Origin of the sequence: Paraburkholderia kururiensis (genome assembly GCF_034424375.1) — a bacterium.
Taxonomy (GTDB): domain Bacteria; phylum Pseudomonadota; class Gammaproteobacteria; order Burkholderiales; family Burkholderiaceae; genus Paraburkholderia; species Paraburkholderia kururiensis_A.
Genome location: NZ_CP139965.1, coordinates 2003257 through 2028169 on the forward strand (window position 1 = coordinate 2003257; position 24913 = coordinate 2028169).

Annotated in this window: 21 protein-coding genes; 10 read left to right on the forward strand and 11 right to left on the reverse strand. The window is 66.4% G+C overall.

The features are described from left to right. Positions 1–219: 219 nt before the first annotated feature. Positions 220–489 (reverse strand): acyl-CoA-binding protein, encoded by a 270-nt coding sequence (locus tag U0042_RS09050; protein WP_017778111.1) that lies wholly within the window; start codon positions 487–489, stop codon positions 220–222. 139 nt (positions 490–628) lie between these two features. Between U0042_RS09050 and tsaB the strand changes: the two genes are divergently transcribed. The 4 genes from tsaB to U0042_RS09070 all read left to right on the forward strand — a co-directional run bounded on the left by tsaB (position 629) and on the right by U0042_RS09070 (position 4140). Then, on the forward strand, positions 629–1441 hold the full coding sequence (tsaB, locus tag U0042_RS09055) for a tRNA (adenosine(37)-N6)-threonylcarbamoyltransferase complex dimerization subunit type 1 TsaB (protein WP_114810656.1): 813 nt from the start codon (positions 629–631) through the stop codon (positions 1439–1441). Further along, a complete protein-coding gene (gene rimI / locus U0042_RS09060; RefSeq protein ID WP_114810657.1) occupies positions 1438–1932 on the forward strand; it encodes a ribosomal protein S18-alanine N-acetyltransferase in 495 nt (164 codons plus the stop codon). The genes tsaB and rimI overlap by 4 nt, the downstream gene beginning before the upstream one ends. Beyond that, positions 1919–2950, forward strand: coding sequence for a uracil-DNA glycosylase (locus U0042_RS09065; RefSeq protein WP_114810658.1), 1032 nt, complete (start codon positions 1919–1921; stop codon positions 2948–2950). The genes rimI and U0042_RS09065 overlap by 14 nt, the downstream gene beginning before the upstream one ends. Before the next feature lie 170 nt (positions 2951–3120). Next, positions 3121–4140, forward strand: coding sequence for a DUF1853 family protein (locus tag U0042_RS09070; RefSeq protein WP_114810727.1), 1020 nt, complete (start codon positions 3121–3123; stop codon positions 4138–4140). Here U0042_RS09070 and thiD read toward each other — a convergent pair. Continuing rightward, entirely contained in the window at positions 4125–4931 is an 807-nt protein-coding gene (thiD, locus tag U0042_RS09075; RefSeq protein WP_114810659.1) for a bifunctional hydroxymethylpyrimidine kinase/phosphomethylpyrimidine kinase, read from the reverse strand. The genes U0042_RS09070 and thiD overlap by 16 nt on opposite strands. A 28-nt stretch (positions 4932–4959) precedes the next feature. Beyond that, entirely contained in the window at positions 4960–6267 is a 1308-nt protein-coding gene (lplT, locus tag U0042_RS09080) for a lysophospholipid transporter LplT (protein ID WP_114810660.1), read from the reverse strand. 221 nt (positions 6268–6488) lie between these two features. Between lplT and alr the strand changes: the two genes are divergently transcribed. From alr to U0042_RS09095, 3 genes are all read left to right on the forward strand, one after another. Beyond that, on the forward strand, positions 6489–7559 hold the full coding sequence (alr, locus tag U0042_RS09085) for an alanine racemase (RefSeq protein ID WP_114810661.1): 1071 nt from the start codon (positions 6489–6491) through the stop codon (positions 7557–7559). Between the two features lie 3 nt (positions 7560–7562). Further along, positions 7563–8939 carry a DNA repair protein RadA gene (radA, locus tag U0042_RS09090; RefSeq protein ID WP_114810662.1) on the forward strand — a complete coding sequence of 459 codons (1377 nt, stop codon included), beginning with the start codon at positions 7563–7565 and terminating at the stop codon, positions 8937–8939. A gap of 201 nt (positions 8940–9140) precedes the next feature. Continuing rightward, on the forward strand, positions 9141–9404 hold the full coding sequence (locus U0042_RS09095; RefSeq protein ID WP_114810663.1) for a DUF2866 domain-containing protein: 264 nt from the start codon (positions 9141–9143) through the stop codon (positions 9402–9404). Positions 9405–9473: 69 nt separating this feature from the next. Here the strand turns inward: U0042_RS09095 and U0042_RS09100 are convergent, their stop codons facing one another. Then, a complete protein-coding gene (locus U0042_RS09100) occupies positions 9474–10610 on the reverse strand; it encodes a CaiB/BaiF CoA transferase family protein (protein ID WP_232833340.1) in 1137 nt (378 codons plus the stop codon). Positions 10611–10784: 174 nt separating this feature from the next. Further along, positions 10785–12716 (reverse strand): ATP-binding cassette domain-containing protein, encoded by a 1932-nt coding sequence (locus U0042_RS09105; protein WP_114810664.1) that lies wholly within the window; start codon positions 12714–12716, stop codon positions 10785–10787. Positions 12717–12847: 131 nt separating this feature from the next. Between U0042_RS09105 and U0042_RS09110 the strand changes: the two genes are divergently transcribed. Continuing rightward, entirely contained in the window at positions 12848–13327 is a 480-nt protein-coding gene (locus U0042_RS09110) for a glutathione peroxidase (RefSeq protein ID WP_114810665.1), read from the forward strand. Between the two features lie 30 nt (positions 13328–13357). Here U0042_RS09110 and cls read toward each other — a convergent pair whose 3' ends face one another. The 6 genes from cls to dapC all read right to left on the reverse strand — a co-directional run bounded on the left by cls (position 13358) and on the right by dapC (position 19724). Continuing rightward, positions 13358–14794 (reverse strand): cardiolipin synthase, encoded by a 1437-nt coding sequence (cls, locus tag U0042_RS09115; RefSeq protein WP_114810666.1) that lies wholly within the window; start codon positions 14792–14794, stop codon positions 13358–13360. 206 nt (positions 14795–15000) lie between these two features. Next, the gene (prmB, locus tag U0042_RS09120; protein WP_114810667.1) at positions 15001–15897 is read right to left on the reverse strand and encodes a 50S ribosomal protein L3 N(5)-glutamine methyltransferase; all 897 of its coding nucleotides are present in this window, start codon (positions 15895–15897) and stop codon (positions 15001–15003) included. Between the two features lie 38 nt (positions 15898–15935). Further along, positions 15936–17075, reverse strand: a complete 1140-nt coding sequence (gene dapE / locus U0042_RS09125; RefSeq protein WP_114810668.1) for a succinyl-diaminopimelate desuccinylase — start codon at positions 17073–17075, stop codon at positions 15936–15938. An 84-nt stretch (positions 17076–17159) separates the two neighbouring features. After that, positions 17160–17522: an ArsC family reductase gene (locus tag U0042_RS09130; RefSeq protein WP_114810669.1), complete on the reverse strand. Its 363-nt coding sequence runs from the start codon at positions 17520–17522 to the stop codon at positions 17160–17162. Between the two features lies 1 nt (position 17523). Continuing rightward, positions 17524–18351, reverse strand: a complete 828-nt coding sequence (gene dapD / locus U0042_RS09135; RefSeq protein ID WP_114810670.1) for a 2,3,4,5-tetrahydropyridine-2,6-dicarboxylate N-succinyltransferase — start codon at positions 18349–18351, stop codon at positions 17524–17526. Between the two features lie 143 nt (positions 18352–18494). After that, positions 18495–19724 (reverse strand): succinyldiaminopimelate transaminase, encoded by a 1230-nt coding sequence (gene dapC / locus U0042_RS09140; RefSeq protein WP_114810671.1) that lies wholly within the window; start codon positions 19722–19724, stop codon positions 18495–18497. A gap of 364 nt (positions 19725–20088) precedes the next feature. On the opposite strand from dapC, the gene U0042_RS09145 reads away from it, so the two are divergent. Both U0042_RS09145 and smc read left to right on the forward strand, forming a co-directional pair. Next, entirely contained in the window at positions 20089–21153 is a 1065-nt protein-coding gene (locus tag U0042_RS09145; protein ID WP_114810729.1) for a DMT family transporter, read from the forward strand. A gap of 154 nt (positions 21154–21307) precedes the next feature. Further along, positions 21308–24826 (forward strand): chromosome segregation protein SMC, encoded by a 3519-nt coding sequence (gene smc, locus U0042_RS09150; protein WP_114810672.1) that lies wholly within the window; start codon positions 21308–21310, stop codon positions 24824–24826. Positions 24827–24913 lie beyond the last annotated feature (87 nt).

Sequence of the window (24913 nt, forward strand, 5' to 3'; positions counted from 1 at the left end):
ACCGGATGGTATGCCGCCAGCCTGATCTTTGACGGCCCCGAACAGGGCCAAGGCAGAGGGGGACAGGTTCTAAACTGGATTGGAGCATAACGCTACGAAGCGCTGTGCCGCGAAACCGGTTTGCACCGAGGCCAAGGCAAAACGCAGCTGGCATTATAAAGAGATTTGTTGCGCCGCGCCACATCGATTTCGGTTTTTCGTCCCGCCGCCCCCCGGGCGTCAGGAAGCCGTGCCGTTTTTCAGGGACTCCACGAGCTCCACGTACTGCTGGCGCGCCGTTTCCTGCGGGGTACCTTTGAGCGCGGCCCAGGCATCGTGCTTGTACTTGCCGACGATGTCGGCGAAACCCGGCTTGTCGCCGTGCACGTCGCCTTCGGTTGCCTGCTTGAAGAGCGCGTAAAGACGCAGCAGCGTCAGATTGCCGGGGCGCTCGGGCAGCTGTTTCACGTCTTCCTGGGCCTGTGCGAACAGTGCATCGACATCGCTCATCGTTTTCTCCATGGCAGTGGCGGGAATGGCCGTCGATGGTAACAGCGGCGCCGGCCATGACGCTGGAGCAACTCTTCCAAACGGCGGGCGGGCTGGCCGCCGCCGGCCAGGGCAAGAGCGGGGCATTACAATAGCGGGCATGACTCAAACTGTGCTGCTTGCCATCGATACGTCGACCGAATTCTGCTCGGTCGCCTTGCTTTGCTCCGCCGGCAATACGTCCGGCAGCTCCGCCCCGGACGCCCAGGACGCGCTGCGCATCTGGACGCGCCACGAGGCCACGGGCGCGGTGTCCAGCACACGTCTTCTGCCCGCCGTTCGCGAACTGTTCGACGAAGCGGGCTTCGGGCTGACCGATTGCGACGCCATCGCGTTCGGCGCCGGACCGGGCTCGTTCACCGGTCTGCGCACGGCGACGGGCGTTGCACAAGGGCTGGCATTCGGGCTCGGCGTGCCGGTCGTGCCGGTCAGCACACTCGTTGCCTGCGCCGAAGCGGCGCGGCTTGCCGACCCATCCGCCACGCGGGTGCTCGCGGCGCTCGATGCACGCATGGACGAGGTCTATTGGGCCGACTTCGCGTGGGACGACGCGCAGCAGGAATGGCGCACGATCCAGTCGGCGTCGCTGGACGCTCCCGCGCAACTCGTGATTCCCGACGAGCCGTTCACGCTGGCCGGCAATGCCGCGGCGGCGTTCGGCGAGCGCTTGCCTGCGGCGGCTCACGCCCAGCACGTGAACGGCGAGGCTGTGCCTCATGCCCGCGCAGTGGCGGTCACGGCGCTGCGTGCCTTGCGTGCCGGCCGTACCGTGCGGCCCGATCAAGCCGCGCCCGAGTACGTGCGCAACAAGGTGGCGCAAACGGTGGCCGAGCGGCTCGCGGCCAAGGCGACAACGCACGCGGGCACGCTGGCCTCTCGCGAGACGCACGGTAGTCCCGAGGGCGCGCAATGAGTGGCGTGTTGCTGGCCGATCGCTATCTGTCGCCGATGACCGAAAGCGATCTCGACGAAGTGGTATCCATCGAGAAGGTCGCCTACGAATTTCCCTGGACGCGCGGCAATTTCGAGGACTCGCTGCGCAACGGCTACTTCGGCATCTGCATGCGGCACGTGACGGGCACGCTGCTCGGCTACTGCGTGCTGATGCCGGTGGTCGACGAAATGCACGTGCTCAACCTCTGCGTGGCGCCGAGCGCGCAGGGCGCGGGCGCTGGGCTCGCGCTGCTGCGCGAGGCGGTGCGCATGGCGCGCAACCAGCGTCTCGAAGGGCTGCTGCTCGAGGTGCGGCCGTCGAACCATCGGGCGATCCGGCTTTACGAGCGTTTCGGGTTCAAGTCGATCGGCCGGCGCAAGAACTACTACCCGGCGCGTCATCGCAGCCGGGAGGACGCGATCGTGATGCGTTTTTCGTTTGCAGAGGAGGGCGTGCATGACGCTCCGTGAGACCGTGCTGGAAGAGATGGGCCTGGCGCCCGTGTGGGTGCGCCGAGGTGCGGAAGGCCAGCGTTCTGCCGACGTGAGCGACCAATCCGGCGCGGACGAGGCGCTCGCAACGACGCGAGAGCGGGATGCGGCGGCCGAGCCTCGAGCCGCGGCGTCAGTGACACGGGGCGAAGAGTCGGCTTCGGACGTCACCGCCGCGGCAGTCGCTGTGCCGTCGATGGCCGCTGGAACGTCGGGCCGCGCTACGGCGGTTGCCGACACCCCGACAGCCACGGCCTCCGGAATGCCAAACGCCGATACGGCGGTTCAGCCGTCGGCAACCGCTGCCCGCCTCGTCGACGAGCCGCCACCCGCAGAGGACGACTTTGCCTGGTTCGACGCCCCGTCGCCCGTGCCGGAGCGGCAAGCCCCGATGGCTCAGGACACGCCCGGTGAGCCATCCGTCGCGACGCTCGACTGGGACGCGCTCGCCGCACGCGTGGCGGGGTGCCAGCGCTGCCGCCTCTGCGAGAAGCGCACCAACACGGTGTTCGGCGTGGGCGACCGCGAGGCCGAATGGATGCTGGTGGGCGAGGCGCCCGGCGAGAATGAAGACCGCCAGGGCGAGCCGTTCGTCGGCCAGGCGGGCAAGCTGCTCGACAACATGCTGCGCGCGCTGACGCTCGCACGGGGCAACAACGTCTACATCGCGAACGTCATCAAGTGCCGTCCGCCCGGCAACCGCAATCCGGAGCCCGACGAAGTGGCGCGCTGCGAGCCTTATCTGCAGCGCCAGGTCGCGCTCGTGAAGCCGAAGATCATCGTCGCGCTCGGCCGCTTTGCCGCGCAGAGCCTGCTCAAGACCGACGCCAGCATTTCGTCGCTGCGCGGGCGCGTGCACGAGTACGAGGGCGTACCGGTGATCGTCACGTATCACCCCGCCTACTTGCTGCGCAGTCTCCACGACAAGGCGAAGGCGTGGACCGACCTTTGCCTCGCACGCGATACGTGGCGCAAGGGCGCCGGCGGCGAAGGATGAAGAAAGGCGCGCCGGGCGAGTGCGGTGCCGCCGTGCCCGATGAGCCGGCATCGCGGGCCCGGTCGCACGCCGATCCGCACCTCGGGCCGTACTCGGCATCGCAGCCCGAACCGACAACCGAACCGACAACCGAACCGACAACCGAACAACCGGCCGACGTCGCACCCGACATGTCGCCGGACATCGTTCCGGACGCGCAGTCACCGCAGCCCGAACACGTCAGCCAGGATGCCCGTCTCGATTCGCTGCGCGACACCGCCGTGCGAGACCTCGCGTGGCTGCTTTTCAGCCCCGGCCTGTTGCGGGCACAGCCGCCAGCCGATCTGCTCGCCGATCCATTCGAATCGGCGAGCGAGCGGGCGGACACCATCGACTGGCTCGTTGCTCTGGATCGCGACGCGCTCGCGCTGCACAGCGCCATCGCGGCAGCGCGCGTGACGCGGCTTGGCCGCTATGCCGAATGCCTGCTCGGCTGGTTTCTGCAGCATGGTCCCGCAGCGCGGCTCGTGGCGGCGAACGTCGCGCTGCGCCGCGCGGGCGTCACGCTCGGCGAATGCGATTTTCTCGTGGAAACCCACAGCGGCCGTCGCCGGCATTGGGAACTGGCCGTGAAGTGCTACCTGCAGGCGGGCGACGGGCGCGCGCGCCTCGCGGACTACGTCGGCCCGAATCTGCAGGATCGCTTCGACCTCAAGCTGTCGCATCTGCTCGGTCATCAGTTGCCGCTCAGCGGGCGCGAGGAGTTTGCAACGCTCGGACATCGCGGGCCGTGGGAAGCGCGGATGTTCGTCAAAGGGTGGTTGTTTTATCGGGCGGAGAACCTGCCCGACGAAGCTGCTGCGCGCAACGCGGAGCCGCTTGCCCCTGAACTCGCGCCCGATCACGCGCGCGGCTGGTGGACGACCCGCGGCGACTGGCCTCGCTTCGCGTCGGACCACGCCATGGTCTGGCGCAGGCTGTCCCGGCTCGAATGGCTGGCGCCGCGCCGGTATCGTGACGACGAAGGGCAGGTACCGCTCGTCGACGCCTATACGCTGGCCGAACAGCTTGAAGATGGATCAGGACCGGCGATGGTGGCCGCGTTCGCGCGCGATGCGAGCGGCGCCTGCACCGAGCGCTCGCGCGGCTTCATCGTTCCGGACGACTGGCCGCGGCACGCGCAGGCATTCGCGCGTCACCACCAGCGATAGAAGTGATGAACGGGGCCCACGCCGTGGCCGACGTCGAGCCGGCTGCTCGCTTCGATGGCGCCCGTCAGGTATTGCTTGGCATCGGCCACCGCTGCGGCGAGGCTGTCGCGCTGCGGCGCGAGCGCGGCAATCGCCGATGAAAGTGTGCAGCCCGTTCCGTGCGTGTTCCTGACCGGAACGCGTGCACCGCCCAGGCGTAGCGTGCCGCTCTCCTGCACCAACCAGTCGGGGCTCTCGTCTGTGCCAAGATGCCCGCCCTTCACCAGCACGGCGCGCGCGCCCAGCTTTCGCAGCGCTTCGCCCTGGCGCACCATGCCGGCTTCGTTGGTCGCTGTCGCTTCGCTGAGCAGCGCCGCGGCCTCAGGCAGGTTGGGCGTGACCACGTCGGCGAGCGGCAGCAGTTCGTCGCGCAATGCGGCGACCGCGTCGGCTGCGAGCAAGGCGTGATTGCTCTTCGAGATCATCACCGTGTCGAGCACGATGCACGGCGGACGGTAGCGTGTCAGCGCCGCGGCGACCGCGTGCACGATAGCCGCGTTCGCCAGCATGCCGATCTTGACCGCGTCGATGCGGATGTCGTCGAACACCGCGTCGAGCTGGGCCGTTACGAACGCCGGCTCCGGCGCGTGCACGCCCGTCACGCCGCGCGTGTTCTGCGCGGTGAGCGCCGTAATTACGCTTGCTCCGTAGGCGCCGAGCGCGGAGAAGGTTTTCAGGTCGGCCTGAATGCCCGCCCCGCCGCCGGAGTCGGAGCCGGCGATGGTGAGCACGTTGGGAATGGGATGAGTCATGACAGCGGGAGGGCGTTGCGACGCCCGATCAGTGCTTCACTTCGCCGATGAGCGCGACCGAATCGAACGCGCGCTGATTCGCCTGATGGCGTTTCATGACGAGCCACATCATCAGGCACACGAAGGTGCCGAACAGCACGATGACGAGCGCCACGGGCACGTCGAGCCAGACGAGCACGGCATAGAGGCACAGCATCACGAGCACGGAGAGGTTTTCGTTGAAGTTCTGCACCGCGATCGAATGGCCCGCCGACAGCAGCACGTGACCGCGATGTTGGAGCAGTGCGTTCATCGGCACCACGAAAAAGCCCGAGAGGCTGCCCACGAACATCAGGAACACATAGGCGATCAGCAGATACACGGGCAGGTGCAGTCGCCCGACGGAGATGTTCCAGTGCGGCGGAAAGAAGTCGCGGGTGTAGAACGCCATCAGCATGACCGCGATACCCATGATGATGCCCACAGGCAGCACCGACAGCGACTTCTTGAGCGGAATGCGTGCCGCGGCGATCATTGCGCCGGCCGCCACGCCGACCGCGACCACGGCTTGTAGAAGGGCCCCTTCGGAGAGCGACATGCCGAGCGAGACCTCGGCCCATTTGAGCACGATGAATTGCAGCGTGGCGCCCGCGCCCCAGAAGAGCGTGGTGACGGCAAGCGAGATCTGGCCCAGCTTGTCGCGCCAGAGAACGAGGAAGCAGTCCGCGAAATCGGTGACGAGCTTGATGGGGCCGCGCTCCTGTTTCGGATAGCGGGCGCCGGTGTCGGGGATGCGCAGATTGAAAAGAGCCGCGACGACGTAGATCGACATGATCACGAACATCGCCGCCTCAGCGGGCGTGTTGATGGACGGCGGCGTGTAGTGGATGACGTGCGAGGCGATGTGCGGACTGATCAACGCGCCGCCCAGCACGGTGCCGAGAATGATGGAGCCGACCGTGGTGCCTTCGATCCAGCCGTTCGCGGCGACGAGCCGGTCAGGCGGCAGCAGTTCGGTGAGGATGCCGTATTTGGCCGGCGAGTACGCCGCCGCGCCGAAGCCCACCACGCCATAGGCGAAGAGGGGATGCGTGCCGAACAGCATCATGAGGCAGCCCACCACCTTGATGGTGTTGGTGATGAACATGACGCGGCCCTTGGGCCGGGAATCGGCAAACGCGCCCACGAACGCAGCAAGAACGACGTATGACAGCACGAAGAACAGCTTCAGGAGCGGCGTCATCCAGTTCGGAGCGTGGAGATCTTTGAGCAGAGCGATGGCAGCGATCAGAAGCGCGTTGTCGGCCAGCGAAGAAAAAAACTGCGCGGCCATGATGGTGTAAAAGCCTTTTCTCATCTGATGATGCGATGCTGTCCTCTCTGCCGTCCGGCCGCCCCGGACGGCTGTAAGGCATCCGGGCTTATTACGATCGAAATGGGTTGTGCGCACGGCTTTATATCACGAAAATAGCGGCATTCGGACTAGCAGATACCTCAGCCGCACCATCCGGCGGACTTCCAGGCGCTGAAAACGCATTGTAAGCTCCTGATTTGAAAGCGTCTTTACGAAAACTTCCCATGCCGCGTCCCCTCTCAGCCACGATTCACACCGCCGCTCTCGCCAACAATCTCGCAGTCGTGCGCCGCAGCGCGCCCAAGTCGAAAATCTGGGCTGTCGTGAAAGCCAATGCCTACGGCCACGGCCTCGCCCGCGCGTTCCCGGGGCTGCGTGCAACCGACGGATTTGGATTGCTCGACCTCGAAGAAGCGGTGAAGTTGCGTGAACTCGGCTGGGCCGGGCCCATTTTGTTGCTCGAAGGCTTCTTTCGTCCGACGGACATCGACGTCATCGACCGCTATAGCCTCACCACCGTCATTCATTCGGACGAGCAGATGCGCATGCTCGAAATGGCGCGTTTGTCGAAGCCGGTCAATATCCAGCTGAAAATGAATAGCGGCATGAACCGGTTGGGGTATACGCCCGAGCGTTTCCGTGCGGCATGGGAGCGCGCCCGGGCCTGCGCCGGCATTGGCCAGATCACGTTGATGACCCATTTCTCCGACGCCGACAGTGAACGCGGCATCGGCTACCAGATGGAAGCGTTCGAGCGCGGCGCAGAAGGCATCGCGGGTGCGCGTAGCCTCGCGAACTCGGCGGCCACGCTCTGGCACCCTGCGGCCCACTTCGACTGGGTGCGGCCCGGCATCATTCTGTACGGCGCGTCGCCCTCGGGCGTGAACGCGGCCATCGAGGGCGCGGGCATGCAGCCGGCCATGACGTTTGCCTCCGAACTCATCGCTGTGCAGACCGTGGCAAAGGGGCAGACCGTGGGCTACGGTTCCACCTTCAAGGCGCGCGAGACCATGCGCATCGGCGTGGTTGCCTGCGGTTATGCGGACGGCTATCCGCGCATCGCGCCGGAAGGCACGCCGATCATCGTGGACGGCGTGCGTACGCGGGCCGTGGGCCGCGTCTCCATGGACATGCTCACCGTCGACCTCACCCCGTGCCCGAACGCGAACGTGGGCACGCGCGTCGAACTGTGGGGCAACGCGCTGCCTATCGACGACGTGGCGCAAGCGTGCGGCACGATCGGCTACGAGCTGATGTGCGCGATCGCGCCGCGCGTGCCGGTGCGGGCGGAATAACGCGTGGCCCGACCGAAGACGCTGTACACCTGCACCGAGTGCGGCGGGCAGGCGCCGAAGTGGCAAGGGCAGTGTCCCGCCTGCGGCGCGTGGAATACGCTCGTGGAAACCGTCGCGGAGCCCGCCGGCGCGCGGCGCTTCCAGTCGCTCGCGAAGACTGCGACGGTACAACGGCTCGCCGACATCGAGGCCTCTGACGTTCCGCGCTTCACCACCGGCGTGGGCGAGTTCGACCGCGTGCTGGGTGGTGGGCTCGTGGCGGGTGGCGTGGTGCTGATCGGCGGCGATCCGGGTATCGGCAAGTCGACGCTGCTGCTTCAGTCGCTCGCACAGATTGCGAACGAGCGGCGCGCGCTGTACGTGAGCGGCGAGGAGTCCGGCGCGCAGATTGCGCTGCGTGCTCAACGGCTCGCGCTGCTGGAGCCCGGCGCGAAGGCCAGCGACCTCCAGCTGCTTGCCGAAATCCAGCTCGAAAAAATTCAGGCGGTCATCGAAGCCGAACGGCCGGACGTGGCCGTGATCGATTCGATCCAGACCATCTATTCCGAGGCGCTTTCGTCGGCGCCCGGGTCGGTCGCGCAGGTGCGCGAATGTGCCGCGCAACTCACGCGCGTGGCGAAGCAATCGGGCACCGCGATCATCATGGTCGGGCACGTGACGAAAGAGGGCAACCTGGCGGGCCCGCGCGTGCTCGAGCACATCGTTGACACGGTGTTGTACTTCGAAGGCGACACGCATTCGTCGTTTCGCCTCGTACGCGCGTTCAAAAACCGCTTCGGCGCGGTCAACGAACTGGGCGTGTTCGCCATGACCGAGCGCGGCTTACGCGGCGTCGCCAATCCTTCCGCGCTGTTTCTTTCGCAGCATGAGCAGACCGTGCCGGGCTCGTGTGTGCTCGTCACGCAGGAGGGGTCGCGGCCGCTGCTCGTGGAAATCCAGGCGCTCGTGGATACGGCGCACGTGCCCAATCCGCGGCGGCTCGCGGTCGGCCTCGAACAGAACCGGCTCGCGCTGTTGCTTGCGGTGCTGCATCGGCATGCGGGCATTGCGTGTTTCGACCAGGACGTCTTTCTCAATGCGGTGGGCGGCGTGAAGATCACCGAGCCGGCCGCCGATCTGGCCGTGTTGCTTGCCATTCATTCGTCGATGCGCAACAAGCCGCTTCCGAAGGGGCTCATCGTGTTCGGCGAAGTGGGGCTGGCCGGCGAGATCCGGCCGTCACCCCGGGGCCAGGAGCGGCTCAAGGAAGCGGCGAAGCTCGGTTTTTCGCGCGCGCTCATTCCGAAGGCAAATGCGCCGAAGCAGCCCATCGACGGTCTTCAGGTCATCGCGGTCGAGCGGATCGAGCAGGCGATCGACCGCGTGCGTGAGTTCGAATAACGCTGCGGCAGGCGCGGCCAGACGGACGCTCGGCTGCACGGTTCTTTTCGGCTGATTCCCCGATATTACCCTTCGCCTCGCACACGCTTCACGACAGTAATCGGCTGTAACGGAGGCCTCGGAAGCTGTAACCCACCAGACACGTGTTTTCCCTATGCTTGATTCGGTCTGCATTCCGTTTCGAGCGGGAAGGGTGGTGTCTTGAAACAGTCTCATGAATCCGCGGCCGACTGCGCTGTCGTGGTACGCGGCTGCCGCGTGTCCGACCCGATTCGCCAACCTTGGGGCGGCGCATGCCGCATCGTCGAGTGGATCGACAGCGATGGGCAGATCTCCCGCCGCGTCGTCGCGGAACATGCGACGGCAGCAGAAGTGCGAAGCACCATCGCGCGCCACGTGGAAGGGCGCAAGCATAGGCTCTACGACGACGAGCGCGAACCTCGGCAGACCTTGCCACGGCGCTGACGTCTGCGCGCGGACCAGTCTCGCGGTGTCAGCGCGTGCACCGGCTCAGGGGCCGCGCTTCACGCCTCTTCAATACTTGTCTTGCCGTTGTGGCCCTGTGAGCGGGGCGCGCATGTCGGCCCTCTCTGACTGCATTGCCGTGCGTGCTTCGGCGTCCTTTCCTGCTCCCGGTTGTTCCGATGTAGCACCGGTAAAAAGCGGATGCCGCGCCGCTTCCGCTGGTGTGAGCACGGGCGAGACGCAGCAGTCCAGCGGCTCCAGCAGCGTCGACCATTCCTTGAGCGTTCGGCTGGCAATCACGCCGGCCAGTTCGCGCGTGAGCGCGGCGGCATCGGTTCCGCCGACGGCTTGACCGAGGCTCCAGTGCCGTGTGCCCCATTCCGGCCGATCGATTGCCGCGCACAGCGTTTCCCAGAACTTCAGCTCCAGTGCGCCCACCGCAAGCCAACGCCCGTCGAGCGTTCGATACAGGTTGTAGCAGGGCACTCCGCCATTGAGCAGACCGTGGCCTGCGTGTTGGTCTTCTTCGTCGTCATTGGCGAGCGCGATTTGCGCGACGACGTTGTGGGCGTAGGTGGCGTGCGTCATCGATACGTCGAGGAAACGGCCTTCGCCGCCGCGCGATACGTGCCAGAGCGCCGCGAGAATCTGCGTCACCGCACTGAGCGCGCCGCCCAGCAGATCCGCGATCTGGAAATTGGGCAGTACGGGCGTGCCGTCCGTGGAGGCAAGCTGGTCCAGTACGCCGGCATAGGAAACGTAGTTGAGATCATGGCCCGCGCGACGGGCGAACGGACCGCTCGAACCGTAGCCCGTTATGGCGCAATAGACCAGTTTCGGATTCAGCTCGCGCAGTGTGTCGTAGCCCAGACCGAGCCGTGCCATCACGCCGGGGCGAAAACTTTCCACGAGCACGTCCGCGTCGCGAGCCAGTGCCTTGAGCACGTTGCGACCGCTTTCCGACTTCAGGTCGAGCCGCGTTTCCCGCTTGCCGCGATTGACGATGCGGTAGAACGCGCCGGGGCGACCCGCTACCCGGTCCGCGGCACTTTGCATCATCACGCGCGCGTCGTCGCCCGCGCCCGGGGCCTCGATCTTCAGCACGTCGGCACCCAGTTCCGCGAGCCGTAACGTGGCGACAGGACCGGGCAGCAGGCGCGTCAGATCGAGCACGCGCAGGCCTTGCAGTACAGCGGGAGACGACACTCTCAATCTCCTTGTCGATGACGATGGGGCGTGGTGCCGGGCGCAGCGGGCCTTGCTCCGTCGGTACAGCAGCCGGGATGCCCGCCGCGCGTGCCGAGGTCCATATTGCGGCGTGGCGGCTGACGAACGCTGATTGTCCACGGGTTTGATCCCGCCACCGGCGCGCGTTGTCCGTTAGCCGATCTGCTCCAGTTCCTCGTGCGCATCGAGCCATTGCGCTTCCAGTGCTTCGAGCTGCCCGGCCACTTCGCCCTGCCGGCGGATCGCCTCGGTCAGCCGGGCCTTGTGCTGCGCTTCGTAGCTGGCCGGGTCGGCGACGAACGCATCCAGCGAGGTCTTCTCGGCGTTCAGCGCGTCCATTTCCTTTTCGATCTTCGCGATGCGCGTTTGCAACGGCTTTTTCAGTTGCGACAGCTTCTGTCTCGTCTCGGCTTCCTGGCGCCGCTGATCTTTGCGGTTCTGCGAATTTTCGGCCGACGCCTGCGGCGCCTCGCTCACCTTGAGCGCAGCACGTTGCTGTGCGGCATGCTCGAGCAGCCAACTGCGGTAGTCGTCGAGGTCGCCATCGAACGGTTGCAGGCGGTGCTTCGCGACGAGCATGAATTCGTCGGTGGTGGCGCGCAGCAGATGGCGATCGTGCGAGACGACGATCAACGTGCCTTCGAATTGCGCGAGTGCCATGGTGAGCGCGTGACGCGTTTCGAGATCGAGGTGGTTGGTCGGTTCGTCGAGCAGCAGCAGATTCGGCTTTTGCCAGATGATGAGCGCAAGCGCGAGGCGCGCTTTCTCGCCGCCGGAGAACGGGGCGATGGGCGCCGTCGCCATGTCGCCCGCGAAGTTGAAGCTGCCGAGGAAGTCGCGCAGTTCCTGTTCCCGCGTGTCGGGCGCGAGCCGGGCGAGATGCTGGAGCGGCGAGTCGTCCGGGCGCAGCGTTTCGAGCTGATGTTGCGCGAAGTAGCCGATCTGCAGGCCCTTGCCCGTGCGCAACTCGCCGGCAAGCGGCGGCAGCGTGCCGGCCAGCGTCTTGATCAGCGTCGACTTGCCCTGACCGTTCGCGCCCAGCAGACCGATGCGCTGACCGTTCTGGATGGAGAGCGTCACACCCTCCACGATGGGAATTTCGCTGCCGTCCGCCGCGCGATAGCCGCAGCGTACGCCGTCCATCACCATCATCGGGTTCGGTGCCGAATCGGGCTGCCGGAACTCGAACGTGAACGGCGAAGCGGCATGCGCCGGCGCGATGAGCTCCATCTTTTCCAGTGCTTTCACGCGGCTCTGCGCCTGCCGTGCCTTGGTCGCCTTCGCCTTGAAGCGGTTGATGAAGCTCTGCAGATGCGCCACGGTCTTCTGCTGCTTCTCGTAGGCGCTTTGCTGCAACGCGAGCTGCTGGGCGCGCAGAATCTCGAACTGCGAATAGTTGCCGCCGTACCGTTTGATCTGCCGTTGCTCGAGGTGCAGCGTGACGTTGCAGACCGAATCGAGAAACTCGCGGTCGTGCGAGATCACGACCAGCGTGCCGGGATAGCGATGCAGCCATTCTTCCAGCCACACGATGGCGTCGAGGTCGAGGTGGTTCGTAGGCTCGTCGAGCAGCAGCAGGTCCGAGCGGCACATCAGCGCCTGCGCGAGGTTCAGACGCATACGCCAGCCGCCGGAGAAACTGCTGACCGGCTGGCGCGTCTGTTCCAGCGTGAAGCCGAGGCCGAGCAGCAGCGCTTCTGCGCGCGCCGGCGCGGTGTAGCCGTCCGCGTCCGCAAAGGCGGCGTGGGCTTCGGCCTCGGCCGTGCCGTCGTGTGCCGCGGAGGCGGCCGCGATGCGCGCCTCGATCTCGCGCAGTGCCGCGTCGCCGTCCAGTGTGTAGTCGAGCGCGCTTTTGTCGACGGCCGGCGTTTCCTGCGCGACGTGGGCGATCTGCCACGAAGGCGGCATCGAAAAGTCGCCGGCGTCCGCGTGCAACTCGCCGCGCAGCACGGCGAACAAGGTCGATTTGCCGGCACCGTTCGCGCCGACGAGCCCGGCCTTTTCGCCGGGATTGAGCGTGAACGACGTCTGATCGAAAAGCGGCTTGGTGCCGCGCGTAAGACTGAACTGGTTAAAGCGGATCACAACGAGGTCCGGCGCTGACGAAAACGCTATTCTAGACCGTGCGACCCGCCCGGAGGATCGGCCGGACGGCCAGGGGCGCGCACGGGTCTTTTCGCTTAGACTGGCGCTACTTTTTTGCGAGGAACGCACAGATGACTTCGATCTACTCGTTTTCGGCCACCGCGTTGAACGGCGAGCCGGTGAGCGTCGAGCGCTATCAGGGCAAGGTGATGCTGATCGTCAACACGGCGAGCGAGTGCGGATTCACGCCGCAATACGCCGGCCTGCAGCAATTGCACGAGCAGTACGCGGCGCGCGGTCTCGCGGTGCTCGGCTTTCCATGCAACCAGTTCGGCAAGCAGGAGCCGGGCGACGCGGCGCAGATCGGCAGCTTCTGCGAAAAGAACTACGGCGTGTCGTTCCAGATGTTCGACAAGATCGACGTGAACGGCGCGGGCGCGCATCCGCTGTATCGCTTCCTCACGGAGGAGGCACCGGGTCTGCTGGGGCTCGAGGCAATCAAGTGGAATTTCACGAAGTTTCTGGTGGACCGCAACGGCAACGTCGTGAAACGCTACGCGCCGGTCACGAAGCCCGAATCCATCGCGGCTGACATCGAAAAGCTGCTGTAGCGCGGGGGCGGGCCGCGCCTGGTGCGGCCGCTAGAGAATGGGGGCGAAGAGCCGCGCCACGTGCATGGTCATCTTCCGCCACGCGGGGGCGTTGCGGTACTCGGTGCGGTCGATCTCGAACGCTTCATCGAAGTCGTGCTGCAGCATGGCTTCGACCTCGGCGGCGAAGGCCCGATGCACCGTGAGCACCATGATCTCGAAGTTGAGACGGAACGACCGGTTGTCGAGATTCGCGCTGCCGATCGCGGCCGCCGCGTCGTCGATCAACACGACCTTCTGGTGCAGGAAGCCCGGCCGGTAGCGGAAGATGCGAATACCCGCCCGTATCGCGTCGTAGGCATACAGCTTCGAGGCTTCGAACACCACGTAGTGATCGCGCCGGCTGGGGATCATGATGCGCACGTCCACGCCGCGCAGCACGGCAAGCCGCAACGCGGACAGCACGGCTTCGTCGGGCACGAGATAGGGCGTCGTGATCCAGATGCGCTTGCGTGCCGCGTTGATCGCCTCCACGAAAAAGAGCGAGCAGGTTTCCTGGCGGTCGGCCGGGCCGCTCGGTAGTACGAGGCAATGCATGTCGTCGCCATGCGTGGCCGGCGGCGAGTCGAGCGGCGGCAACTGCTGGGTCGCCCAGTACCAGTCTTCGGTGAAGACGAACTGGATGCTCGCCACGGCCGGGCCGCGCACTTCGATGTGCGTGTCGCGCCACGGCGAAAGCCTCGGGTTCGCACCCAGGTATTCGACGCCTACGTTGTGGCCGCCCACGAAGGCGCGCGCACCGTCCACCACCACGATCTTGCGGTGATTGCGGAAGTTGAGCTGAAACCGGTTGACGAAGCGCCGGTGGGTCGCGAAGGGATGCACGTCTACGCCACCCGCGCGCAGCGCGGAAACGTAGCGATGCGGCAGATCGAAGCTGCCGATGCTGTCGTAAAGAAAGTAGACGCGCACGCCCCGTTTGGCGCAGGCGAGCAGGGCGTCTTTGAGCATGTCGCCCAGCGCGTCGGCGCGCACGATGAAGAACTGCACGATCACATAGCGCTCCGCTTCGCCGATCGCTTCGAGAATGGCCGCGAAAGTCGCCTCGCCGTTCACGAGCGTGCGCACGGCATTGCCCGGCAGGAACGGCATGCCGCCAAGGCGCGTGAACGAGCGGATGACGCTCTCGCCCAGCGCGTCGGCGGGCTTGCCGCCCGACGAACCCATCGAATCCCACTCAGGCGGGTGCGCGCGCGAGCGCAGCGATTCGTTGCGCAGACGCCGGGCGTCGGCATAACCCTCGAACTTGCTGCGGCCGAGGAACAGGTAGGGGATCAGCGTGAAGTAGGGCATCGCGGTGAGCGAGACGGCCCACGCGATTGCGCCTTGCGAGGTGCGGGTATTGAGAATGGCGTGGCACGCCGCGATGACGCCGAGAATATGCGCGAGCGCGACGAGTGTGCCGAGATGGAGCAGATCGGGTTGCATACAGGCGTGCGGAGGGGCTCCTGAACCGCTGCGCGCCGGCTGGCGCGCAGGCCCGCCCATCTTACCGGATGGTGGTGGCGTCGCGTCTGTCGAGACCGCTTGTGCCTGCTTGTGCGCAAGTGGAAATCGGCGTGGCGGCGTTAGACGGCTCCGCCGCCTTTCGCCGCCACGCGCTGGGGCGCGCGCGGTCGGTGACGCGGTCTGGTTCAGCCCGGCAGATCCTCGGCCTGGATCAGGAAGACGTTGTCGTCGCCGGCGCTTGTCGGGAGCCACACCAGATCGAGTCCGCCGAACGCTGCTTCGACGTTCGCGCGCTCGTTGCCGATCTCGACCACGAGCACGCCTTCGTCGGTGAGCCAGCGGCGCGCTTCGCCGATGATGCGTCGCACGATGTCCATGCCGTCGGCACCGCCTGCGAGCGCCATTTCGGGTTCGTGCCGGTATTCGGCGGGCAGCGTCTGCATCGATTCCGCATTGACGTACGGCGGATTCGTAACGATGACGTCGTAGCGGCGCTCGGGCAGCGGGGCGAACAGATCGCCCTGGAAGAGCGAGATGCGTTCGTCGAGGCCGTGCTCGTGGACGTTGCGCGTCGCGACTTCAAGCGCCGGGGACGAGAGGTCCACCGCGTCGATGTCCGCGTTCGGAAACGCGTGCGCCGCGAGCACGGCGAGGCACCCCGAGCCCGTGCAGAGTTCGAGCACGGCGCCCACCAGTTCCGGGTCTTCGACATAGGGCTGCAAGCCGTCCTGCAGCAGTTCACCGATGAACGAGCGCGGCACGATCACGCGCTCGTCCACGTAGAAGCGCACGCCGTGCATCCATGCTTCGTGCGTGATGTACGCGGCCGGCACGCGCTCGGTGGCGCGGCGCTCGATCACGCCGAGCACGGTCGTCGTTTCCTCGTCTGTGAGACGCGCATCGAGGAAGGGGTCGAGCAGGTCGAGCGGCAGATGCAGCGTGTGGAGAAGCAGGTATGCGGCTTCGTCGTAGGCGTTCGTGGTGCCGTGGCCGAACGCCAGCTCGGCCTGGTTGAAACGCGTGACCGCGTAACGCAGCAGGTCGCGCACGGTGTGGAAGGTCGCGCAGAGCGGATGCGGCATGGTGGACTCCTCGTGTCGTGTCGGCGTGCGTGGTCGCCTCAGGCGATCAGTTGTTCGAGCACGCGTCGGTAGACGTTCTTGAGCGGCTCGACGAAGGCTACGTCGATATGCTCGTCGATCTTGTGGATGCTGCCGTTCGGCGGCCCGAATTCGACCACCTGCGGGCAGATGCGCGCGATGAAGCGGCCGTCCGAAGTGCCGCCCGTGGTGGAGAGTTCGGTGGTCACGCCGGTTTCGTCGCGAATCGCCTTCTCGAGCGCGTTCGACAACTCGCCGCGCGGCGTGAGGAACGGCAGACCGCTCACGGTCCACTGGAGGTCGTAGTCGAGCCCATGGTGGTCGAGGATGGCGTGCACGCGCTGCTGCAATCCTTCCACCGTGCTCGCGGTCGAAAAGCGGAAGTTGAAGAGCACGTCGGCGTGACCCGGAATCACGTTGCTCGCGCCCGTGCCGCTATGCAGATTCGACACCTGCCACGTGGTGGGCGGGAAGTATTCGTTGCCGTCGTCCCAGCGTTGCGCCACCAGCTCGGCCAATGCCGGCGCGAACAGGTGGACCGGATTCTTCGCGAGGTGCGGATACGCGATATGCCCCTGCACGCCCTTGATGGTGAGCTTGCCGCTCATCGAGCCGCGCCGGCCGTTTTTCACGACGTCGCCGAGCGTGGCCGTGGACGTGGGCTCGCCGACGATGCAGTAGTCGAGCCGCTCGCCGCGCGCTTCGAGCAGGTCGACCACCTTGACGGTGCCGTCGGTGGCGGGACCTTCCTCGTCGCTCGTGATGAGGAAGGCGATGGAGCCGCGATGCTGCGGATGCGCGGCCACGAATTCCTCGCTTGCTACGACGAAGCCGGCGAGCGACGTCTTCATGTCCGCCGCACCGCGCCCGTAGAGCTTGCCGTCGCGAATGGCGGGCACGAACGGCGGCGAACTCCATTGTTCAAGCGGGCCGGTGGGCACGACGTCGGTGTGGCCCGCGAAGGCGAGCAGCTTGCCGTTGGCGCCCTCGGTGCCGCGCTTGACGGCCCAGAGGTTGGTGACGCCGTGCGACTCGATGGTTTCGCACGCGAAGCCCAGCGGCGCGAGGCGCTCGATCAGGATCCGCTGGCAGTGGTGATCGTCGGGCGTGACCGATGCGCGGGCGATGAGCTGTTCGGTAAGGGCGAGGGTGCCGGACATGGGAATGAGACTTCCGATAAGAAAATTGCCGGCCCGCGGGCCGGCAAGAGCATGGGTTACAGGCGGCGCCGGAGCGCCACGGCGCTAGGCGAAGAGCGCTGCATACTCGTCGGCCGAAAATCCGAGCGTTTTCACGCGCCCGTCCACGACCACCACCGGACGTTTGATGACCGAGGGCTTCTCGATCATCAGCGCGATGGCGCCGGCCTCGTTCTGCGCCGCGGCCTTCGCGTCGTCGTCGAGGCCGCGCCACGTCGTGCCGCGCCGGTTCACCAGCGTGTCGAGCGGCACTTCCTTCAGCCAGCCCTTGAGAAGCGGCGCCGTGACGCCGGCTTTCTTGAAGTCGTGGAATTCGAACACGACGCCGTGCGCTTCGAGCCACACGCGCGCCTTCTTCACGGTGTCGCAGTTTGGAATGCCATAGACGACCGTTTTGCCGGCGGCCATCTCAGTCGCCTCGCAGCAGTTCGTTCAGCCCGACCTTCGCACGCGTTTTCGCGTCCACCTTCTTCACGATCACGGCGCAATAGAGGCTGTGCGAGCCGTCCTTCGACGGCAGGTTGCCCGCCACCACGACGGAGCCCGCCGGAATGCGGCCATAGGTCACTTCGCCGGTCTCGCGATCGTAGATCTTGGTGCTCTGGCCAAGATAGACGCCCATCGAGATCACCGAATTCTCTTCGACGATCACGCCTTCCACCACTTCCGAGCGCGCGCCGATGAAGCAGTTGTCTTCGATGATGACGGGGTTGGCCTGCAGCGGCTCCAGCACGCCGCCGATGCCCACGCCGCCCGACAGGTGCACGTTCTTGCCGATCTGCGCGCACGAACCGACGGTGGCCCACGTATCGACCATCGTGCCTTCGTCCACATAGGCGCCGATGTTCGTGTACGACGGCATCAGCACGACGTTCTTCGCGATGAACGAGCCGCGGCGCGCGATGGCGGGCGGCACCACGCGAAAGCCGCCTGCGGCGAAGTCTTCGGCCGTGTAGTTCGCGAACTTCGAGGGCACCTTGTCGTAGAACTGGGAGTAGCCGCCGGCGGGCATCGGCACGTTGTCTTCCAGCCGGAACGACAGCAGCACTGCTTTCTTCAGCCACTGGTTGACGACCCACTGGCCGTCTTTCTTTTCGGCGACGCGCAGCGCGCCGCGGTCGAGCTGCTCGATGGCGTGCGCGACGGCGTCACGCACTTCCGGGGAGGCGGATTTCGGCGACAGCTCGGCGCGGTTGTCCCAGGCGGTGTCGATGATCTGCTGAAGTTGTTGCGACATGTTCGTGGTTGCTGGAAGTGAAAGACAGTGGAAGAGAAGCGGGGTGCCTCGCGGCGGGCTGCTCGCGCACCGGCTGTGTGGGCCGTGATGCCGCGCACGCCGGTTGTCGGCGCCGCGACGTGCTGGGCGAGCTCCCGACCGGCTCAGCTCGCCGCGCCAAGTGAGCGGCAGAACGAGACGATCCGTTGGGCGCCCTCGACGCATTCGTCGACACTCGCGACGAGCGCCAGACGGACGAAATCGCGCCCCGGATTGACGCCATGTGCAGTACGCGCGAGATACGAGCCCGGTAGAACCGTCACATTATAGTCGGCGTACAGTTGCCGGGCGAAGGCGGTATCCGAAAGGCCGGTGCGGGCCACGTTCGCCCAGAGGTAGAACGCGGCGTCGGGCATGCGCACGTCGAGAACGTCGGCGATCAGCGGCGTGACGGTGGAGAACTTCTGCACGTATTTCGCGCGGTTCTCGCGCACGTGAGCCTCGTCGTTCCATGCCGCGATGCTGGCGCTTTGCCAGACCGTCGACAACGCGGCACCGTGGTAGGTGCGGTAAAGCAGGAACGGTTTGAGGATGGCGGCGTCGCCCGCGACGAACCCCGAGCGCATGCCGGGCACGTTTGAGCGCTTGGAGAGACTCGACAGCATCACGAGACGCTCGAACCCGCGGCCCAGCCGGTGCGCGGCTTCGAGGCCGCCTAACGGCGGCGCGCTCTCGTCGAAATAGATTTCCGAATAGCACTCGTCGGAGGCGATCACGAAGCCGTAGCGGTCCGACAGCGCGAACAGTTCGCGCCAGTCGTCGAGCGTGAGCACCGCGCCGGTCGGGTTGCCCGGCGAGCACACGTAGAGCAGCTGGGTGCGGGCCCAGATGTCGTCGGGCACCGCCGAATAATCGCAGGCGAAATTGCGCGCCGGATCGCTGTTGGCGAAATACGGCTCGGCACCCGCGAGCAGCGCGGCGCCCTCGTAGATTTGGTAGAACGGGTTCGGACAGAGTACGATCGGCCGTTTCGCCGGGTCCTTGACGCCCGCGGTCGGGTCGACCACCGCCTGCGCGAGCGCGAAGAGCGCCTCGCGCGAGCCTGAGACCGGCAGCACTTGTGTCTTGGCATCGATGTCCGGCAGGCCGTAGCGCTGCGTGATCCAGCGCGCGATGGTTTCGCGCAGCGCGTCCGATCCTGCCGTGGCGGGATAGGCCGACAGGCCGTCGAGCGAGGCGATCACCGCCTCGCGCACGAGCGCCGGCGTAGGATGTTTGGGCTCCCCGATGCCGAAGCTGATGTGGCGCAGGTCGTGTGGCGGCGCGACGTCGGCGAAGAGTGCGCGCAGCTTTTCGAACGGATAGGACTGAAGGGTGTCGAGGAGCGGATTCACTTGGCGGATCAGGGCTGATCGAAGACGGACAGCGACAGGTGAGCGAGGCACGCACCGGCCACCATGGAAGCCGGCCCGACGCCGTTGCGGTGAGGCGCCCGACGCGCGGTTGCGGCTGCGAACTTCAAGCGGCCGATTATAGCGTGGAGTGCGGCCCCTCAACGGGCGGAGTCGGCCCGGCAAGCGGTACGCTGCTCTGTGCTGCCGCGCGACGCCACCGTGCGACGACGCAGAGAGACGAACACACGAGAGGATGCAGATTGACGTTACGCAGCAACGAGGGCAAGGCCCGCGGTGAGATGGCTGAGGGCCGCAGAGGTTTGCCGCAATGAACGGCCGGATTCGTACGAACGAGCGCGCCAACATGCACACCAACGTGCCGGCGAAGGGCGCCGCGAGCTGGTCCGCCAGTTGGCCCACGCTCGCGATCATGCTGGGCGCTTCGGTGTGGGGCATGGTCTGGTACCCGCTGCGCACGCTGGCATCTCTCGGTGTGACGGGAACGGCCGCGAGCGCGGCGACGAGCGCCGCCGGCTGTCTTTTCGTGCTCGTGCTGCGTCGCCGGGCGATTGCGAGCGTGCGCTGGCACTGGATCTTGCCCGCGCTCGGGCTCGCGGCCGGCGTGACCAACCTCGGCTTCGTCTGGGGTTCGATTCACGGCGAAGTGATGCGCGTGCTGCTGCTCTTCTATCTGACGCCCGCATGGACCGCGCTCTTCGCGCACTTCATCCTGCACGAGCGATTGACGTGGGGTGGCGCAGGTCTTGCCGCGCTGTCGCTGGGCGGCGCGATGCTGATGCTGTGGTCGCCGCAGGCCGGCCTGCCGATGCCGGCCAGTCTGGCTGAATGGGGCGGCCTCGCGGGCGGCATGGGCTTTGCCATGAGCAACGTGCTGATCCTGAAGGCAAGCCGCGTGCTGCCGCAGATGAAGCCCGAAATGCGTACCGCGACGATCTTCGGCGGCGCCGCGCTCTTCAGCGCCTGCGCGTCGCTGTTCGAGCCGATGCCTGCGCCGCCCGCGGGCGGTCATCTGGCACTCGCGGCGCTGCTGGTCCTGGCGCTGGGGCTCGTGCTGGCGTCGAACAACATGCTGGTGCAGTACGGGCTCGCCCGCGTACCGGCCAATCGTGCGTCCATCATCATGTTGTTCGAGCTCGTCGTGACGGCGCTTACCGCGTGGCTCTTCGCCGGCGAAGTGCCCGGCCCGCGCGAATGGGCAGGCGGCGCCTGCATCGTGCTCGCCTCGCTGCTGTCCAGTTGGATACATCGCGATCCGGGCCCGCATCCAGGCGATCTGAAACGCGACCCGAAGGGTGACGGGCGAGGCGATGGACAAGGCCGCGGCCAGGATGCCGACGTCGGCGGCGGGCCGCAAAGCGGTCCGGATGGGCACACGCCCGGTCGGAATCGCTCACGCGCGATGGTATGATTGCCGCTACCCGCCGCAGGTGCGCTGTCTCGCGTGCCTGCGGCGTATCCGTATGGCGCTCCGTCAACGGAAAACGCGCGCCGCACCGGTGGCGCCGCGTTCCGGCACGGGGCGCGATCCAGTTTTCAATCCCTTATAAATCAGCGATATCGCCGTGCGTCTGACCTCGATAAAACTCGCTGGCTTCAAGTCATTCGTCGATCCTACGCATTTCCAGGTTCCGGGCCAGCTGGTCGGCGTGGTCGGTCCCAATGGATGCGGCAAGTCCAACATCATCGACGCCGTGCGCTGGGTGCTCGGCGAGTCGCGCGCCTCGGAACTGCGCGGCGAGTCGATGCAGGACGTGATCTTCAACGGCTCGACCGCGCGCAAGCCGGGCAGCCGCGCAAGCGTCGAACTCGTGTTCGACAATGCGGACGGTCGCGCCGCGGGCCAGTGGGGCCAGTATGCCGAGATCGCCGTCAAGCGCGTGTTGACCCGCGACGGCACGTCGAGCTACTACATCAACAACCTGCCGGCGCGCCGCCGCGACATCCAGGACATCTTCCTCGGCACCGGCCTCGGGCCGCGTGCGTACGCGATCATCGGGCAGGGCATGATCGCGCGCATCATCGAGGCGAAGCCCGAAGAGCTGCGCGTGTTCCTCGAAGAAGCCGCGGGCGTGTCGAAGTACAAGGAGCGTCGCCGCGAGACCGAGAACCGGCTGCACGACACGCGCGAGAACCTCACGCGCGTCGAAGACATCATTCGCGAACTGACCACGAACCTCGACAAGCTCGAGGGTCAGGCTGTGGTGGCCACGAAGTTTCGTGAACTGCAGTCCGAAGGCGAAGAGAAGCAGCGGCTGCTCTGGCTGTTGCGCAAGAACGAGGCGGCGAGCGAGCAGCAGCGCCAGCAGCGCGCCATCGAGCAGGCCCAGATCGATCTCGAAGCGCACACCGCGAAGCTGCGCGAAGTGGAAGCGCAACTCGAAACGCTGCGCGTTGCGCACTACTCCGCGACCGACGCGATGCAGGGCGCGCAAGGCGCGCTGTACGAAGCGAACGCCGAAGTGAGCCGGCTCGAAGCCGAAATCAAGTTCATCGTCGAATCGCGCAATCGCGCGCAGGCACAGATCGCAGCGCTCGCGGCGCAGCGCGAGCAGTGGCTCGCACAGGCTCAGAAGGCCCAGGGCGATCTGGAAGACGCCGAAGAGCAACGGGCGATTGCCGAAGAAAAAGCGACCCTCGCCGAGGAAGAAGCCGCCGCGAAACACGACGCGCTGCCCGCGCTCGAAGCGCGCTGGCGCGACGCCCAGGGACAGCTCAACGACGAGCGCGCGGGTATTGCGCAAACCGAGCAGGCCATCAAGCTGGAAGCTGCCCACCAGCGCAACGCCGACCAGATGCTGCAACAACTTCAGCAACGCGAGGAGCGGCTGAAGGCGGAAGCAGGGGGGCTCGACGCCCCGGACGAGGCACAGCTCGAAGAACTGCGCATGCAGCTTGCCGAGCACGAGGAAATTCTGCGCGACGCGCAGGACCGGCTCACGGAAGCACAGGAAACGGTGCCGCGTCTCGACGCCGAGCGCCGTGCCGCGCAGGAGCGCGTGCAGGCCGAAAGTGCGCAGATACACCAGCTCGAAGCTCGCCTCTCGGCGTTGAAGCAGCTGCAGGAAAACGTCCAGACCGAAGGCAAGATCCAGCCCTGGCTCGAGAAGCACGAACTCGCCGGCTTGCCGCGTCTGTGGAAGAAGCTGCATGTCGAGGCCGGCTGGGAAACGGCGCTCGAAGCGGTGCTGCGCGAGCGGCTCGCCGCACTGGAAGTCTCGAATCTCGACTGGGTGAAGGCGTTCGCCACCGACGCGCCGCCCGCCAAGCTCGCGTTCTATTCGCCGCCTGTGGCGGGTCAGCCGGTGGCCGCGACGGCAGCGCTGAATCCGTTGCTGTCGCTCGTACGCATCGACGACGCCGGGCTGCGGGCTGTGCTCAACGACTGGTTGGGCCAGGTGTTCGTCGCCGACGACCTCGCGCAGGCCCTCGCCCAGCGCTCGCAGCTGTCCGAGGGCGGCGCCTTCGTCGTGAAGGCGGGGCACGTCGTGACGCGCGTGGGCGTGCAGCTCTATGCGGCCGACTCCGAACAGGCCGGCATGCTCGCGCGGCAGCAGGAAATCGAGAACCTCACGCGCCAGGTGCGCGCCCAGGCGCTGCTTGCCGACGAGGCGAAGGCCGCCGCGATCCGCGCCGAAGCGGCGCACACGCAGGCGGCCCAGTCGCTCGCCGACGTGCGCGCTCAGGCCGAACGCGCCACGCAGCGCGTGCACGCGCTGCAGCTGGACGTGCTGAAACTCACGCAGGCGCATGAGCGCTATACGGCGCGCAGCACGCAGATTCGCGAGGAGCGCGAGGAAATCGCCGCCCAGATCGAAGAGCAGCGCGGACTGCGGGCCGAGTCGGAAGCGAATTTCGAGCGCCACGACGCCGAACTTGCCGAGTTGCAGGCGCGCTACGAAGACAACCAGCTTGCTTTCGAAGCGCTCGACGAGGACTTGACCGCAGCGCGCGCTGAGGCGCGCGACCTGGAGCGCGCCGCGAACGACGCACGGTTTGCCGCGCGCAACATGGCCAACCGTATCGACGAGCTTCGGCGCAGCATCCAGGTGGCGCACGAGCAGAGCGAACGGGTAGCGGCGTCGCTCGAGGATGCGCGCGCGGAACTCGAAACCATCAACGAGCAGACCGCGCATACCGGGTTGCAAGACGCCCTCGACATTCGCGCGCAGAAGGAAGAAGCGCTGCGTCTCGCGCGTATCGAGCTCGACGATCTCACGGCGAGTCTGCGCCAGGCCGACGAAACGCGCCTCACGGCAGAGCGCGCGCTGCAGCCGCTGCGCGACCGCATCACCGAGTTGCAGCTGAAGGAGCAGGCCGCGCGCCTGAACGGCGAGCAGTATGTCGAGCAACTGCAGGCCGCCGGCGTGGACGAAGCAGCGCTGCAGGCCAAACTCACGCCGGACCTCAAGCCTTCGTATCTGCAAGGCGAAGTGACGCGCATCAACAATGCGATCGCGGCGCTCGGGCCGGTCAACATGGCCGCGCTGGACGAGCTCGCCGCGGCGAAGGAACGCAAGGCCTTCCTCGATGCGCAGTCCGGCGACCTGACAAGCGCGATCGAAACGCTCGAAGACGCGATCCGCAAGATCGATCAGGAAACACGCACACTGCTGCAAGGCACGTTCGACGAGGTGAATCGCCACTTCGGCGAGCTGTTCCCGCGGCTTTTCGGCGGCGGCCAGGCGAGGCTGATGATGACGGGCGACGAGATTCTCGACGCCGGCGTGCAGGTCATGGCACAGCCGCCGGGCAAGAAGAACTCGACCATTCATCTGCTGTCGGGCGGCGAGAAAGCGCTCACGGCCACGGCGCTCGTGTTCGCGATGTTCCAGCTGAATCCTGCGCCGTTCTGTCTGCTCGACGAAGTGGACGCGCCGCTCGACGACGCGAACACCGAACGCTTTGCCAACCTGGTGCGCGCGATGTCGGACAAGACGCAGTTCCTGTTCATCTCGCACAACAAGATTGCGATGGAAATGGCGCAGCAGCTGATCGGCGTGACGATGCAGGAGCAAGGCGTGTCGCGCATCGTGGCAGTCGACATGGAAACGGCTGCCGGATTCGCCCAGAATAACGTTTGATTGGCGAGCGCCGCGCGAGCGCGCATGGCGGACGGGCAGCGCGGTGCTGCCTCGCACCGTCGCGCTGCCGCATCGCAGACGATGCCT

Excerpts from the sequence above, each read along its gene's own strand:
- U0042_RS09050 (WP_017778111.1), bottom strand. The coding sequence starts at position 489 with ATGAGCGATGTCGATGCACTGTTCGCACAGGCCCAGGAAGACGTGAAA.
- tsaB (WP_114810656.1), top strand. The coding sequence starts at position 629 with ATGACTCAAACTGTGCTGCTTGCCATCGATACGTCGACCGAATTCTGC.
- rimI (WP_114810657.1), top strand. The coding sequence starts at position 1,438 with ATGAGTGGCGTGTTGCTGGCCGATCGCTATCTGTCGCCGATGACCGAA.
- U0042_RS09065 (WP_114810658.1), top strand. The coding sequence starts at position 1,919 with ATGACGCTCCGTGAGACCGTGCTGGAAGAGATGGGCCTGGCGCCCGTG.
- U0042_RS09070 (WP_114810727.1), top strand. The coding sequence starts at position 3,121 with ATGTCGCCGGACATCGTTCCGGACGCGCAGTCACCGCAGCCCGAACAC.
- thiD (WP_114810659.1), bottom strand. The coding sequence starts at position 4,931 with ATGACTCATCCCATTCCCAACGTGCTCACCATCGCCGGCTCCGACTCC.
- lplT (WP_114810660.1), bottom strand. The coding sequence starts at position 6,267 with ATGAGAAAAGGCTTTTACACCATCATGGCCGCGCAGTTTTTTTCTTCG.
- alr (WP_114810661.1), top strand. The coding sequence starts at position 6,489 with ATGCCGCGTCCCCTCTCAGCCACGATTCACACCGCCGCTCTCGCCAAC.
- U0042_RS09110 (WP_114810665.1), top strand. The coding sequence starts at position 12,848 with ATGACTTCGATCTACTCGTTTTCGGCCACCGCGTTGAACGGCGAGCCG.
- cls (WP_114810666.1), bottom strand. The coding sequence starts at position 14,794 with ATGCAACCCGATCTGCTCCATCTCGGCACACTCGTCGCGCTCGCGCAT.
- prmB (WP_114810667.1), bottom strand. The coding sequence starts at position 15,897 with ATGCCGCATCCGCTCTGCGCGACCTTCCACACCGTGCGCGACCTGCTG.
- dapE (WP_114810668.1), bottom strand. The coding sequence starts at position 17,075 with ATGTCCGGCACCCTCGCCCTTACCGAACAGCTCATCGCCCGCGCATCG.
- U0042_RS09130 (WP_114810669.1), bottom strand. The coding sequence starts at position 17,522 with ATGGCCGCCGGCAAAACGGTCGTCTATGGCATTCCAAACTGCGACACC.
- dapD (WP_114810670.1), bottom strand. The coding sequence starts at position 18,351 with ATGTCGCAACAACTTCAGCAGATCATCGACACCGCCTGGGACAACCGC.
- U0042_RS09145 (WP_114810729.1), top strand. The coding sequence starts at position 20,089 with ATGCACACCAACGTGCCGGCGAAGGGCGCCGCGAGCTGGTCCGCCAGT.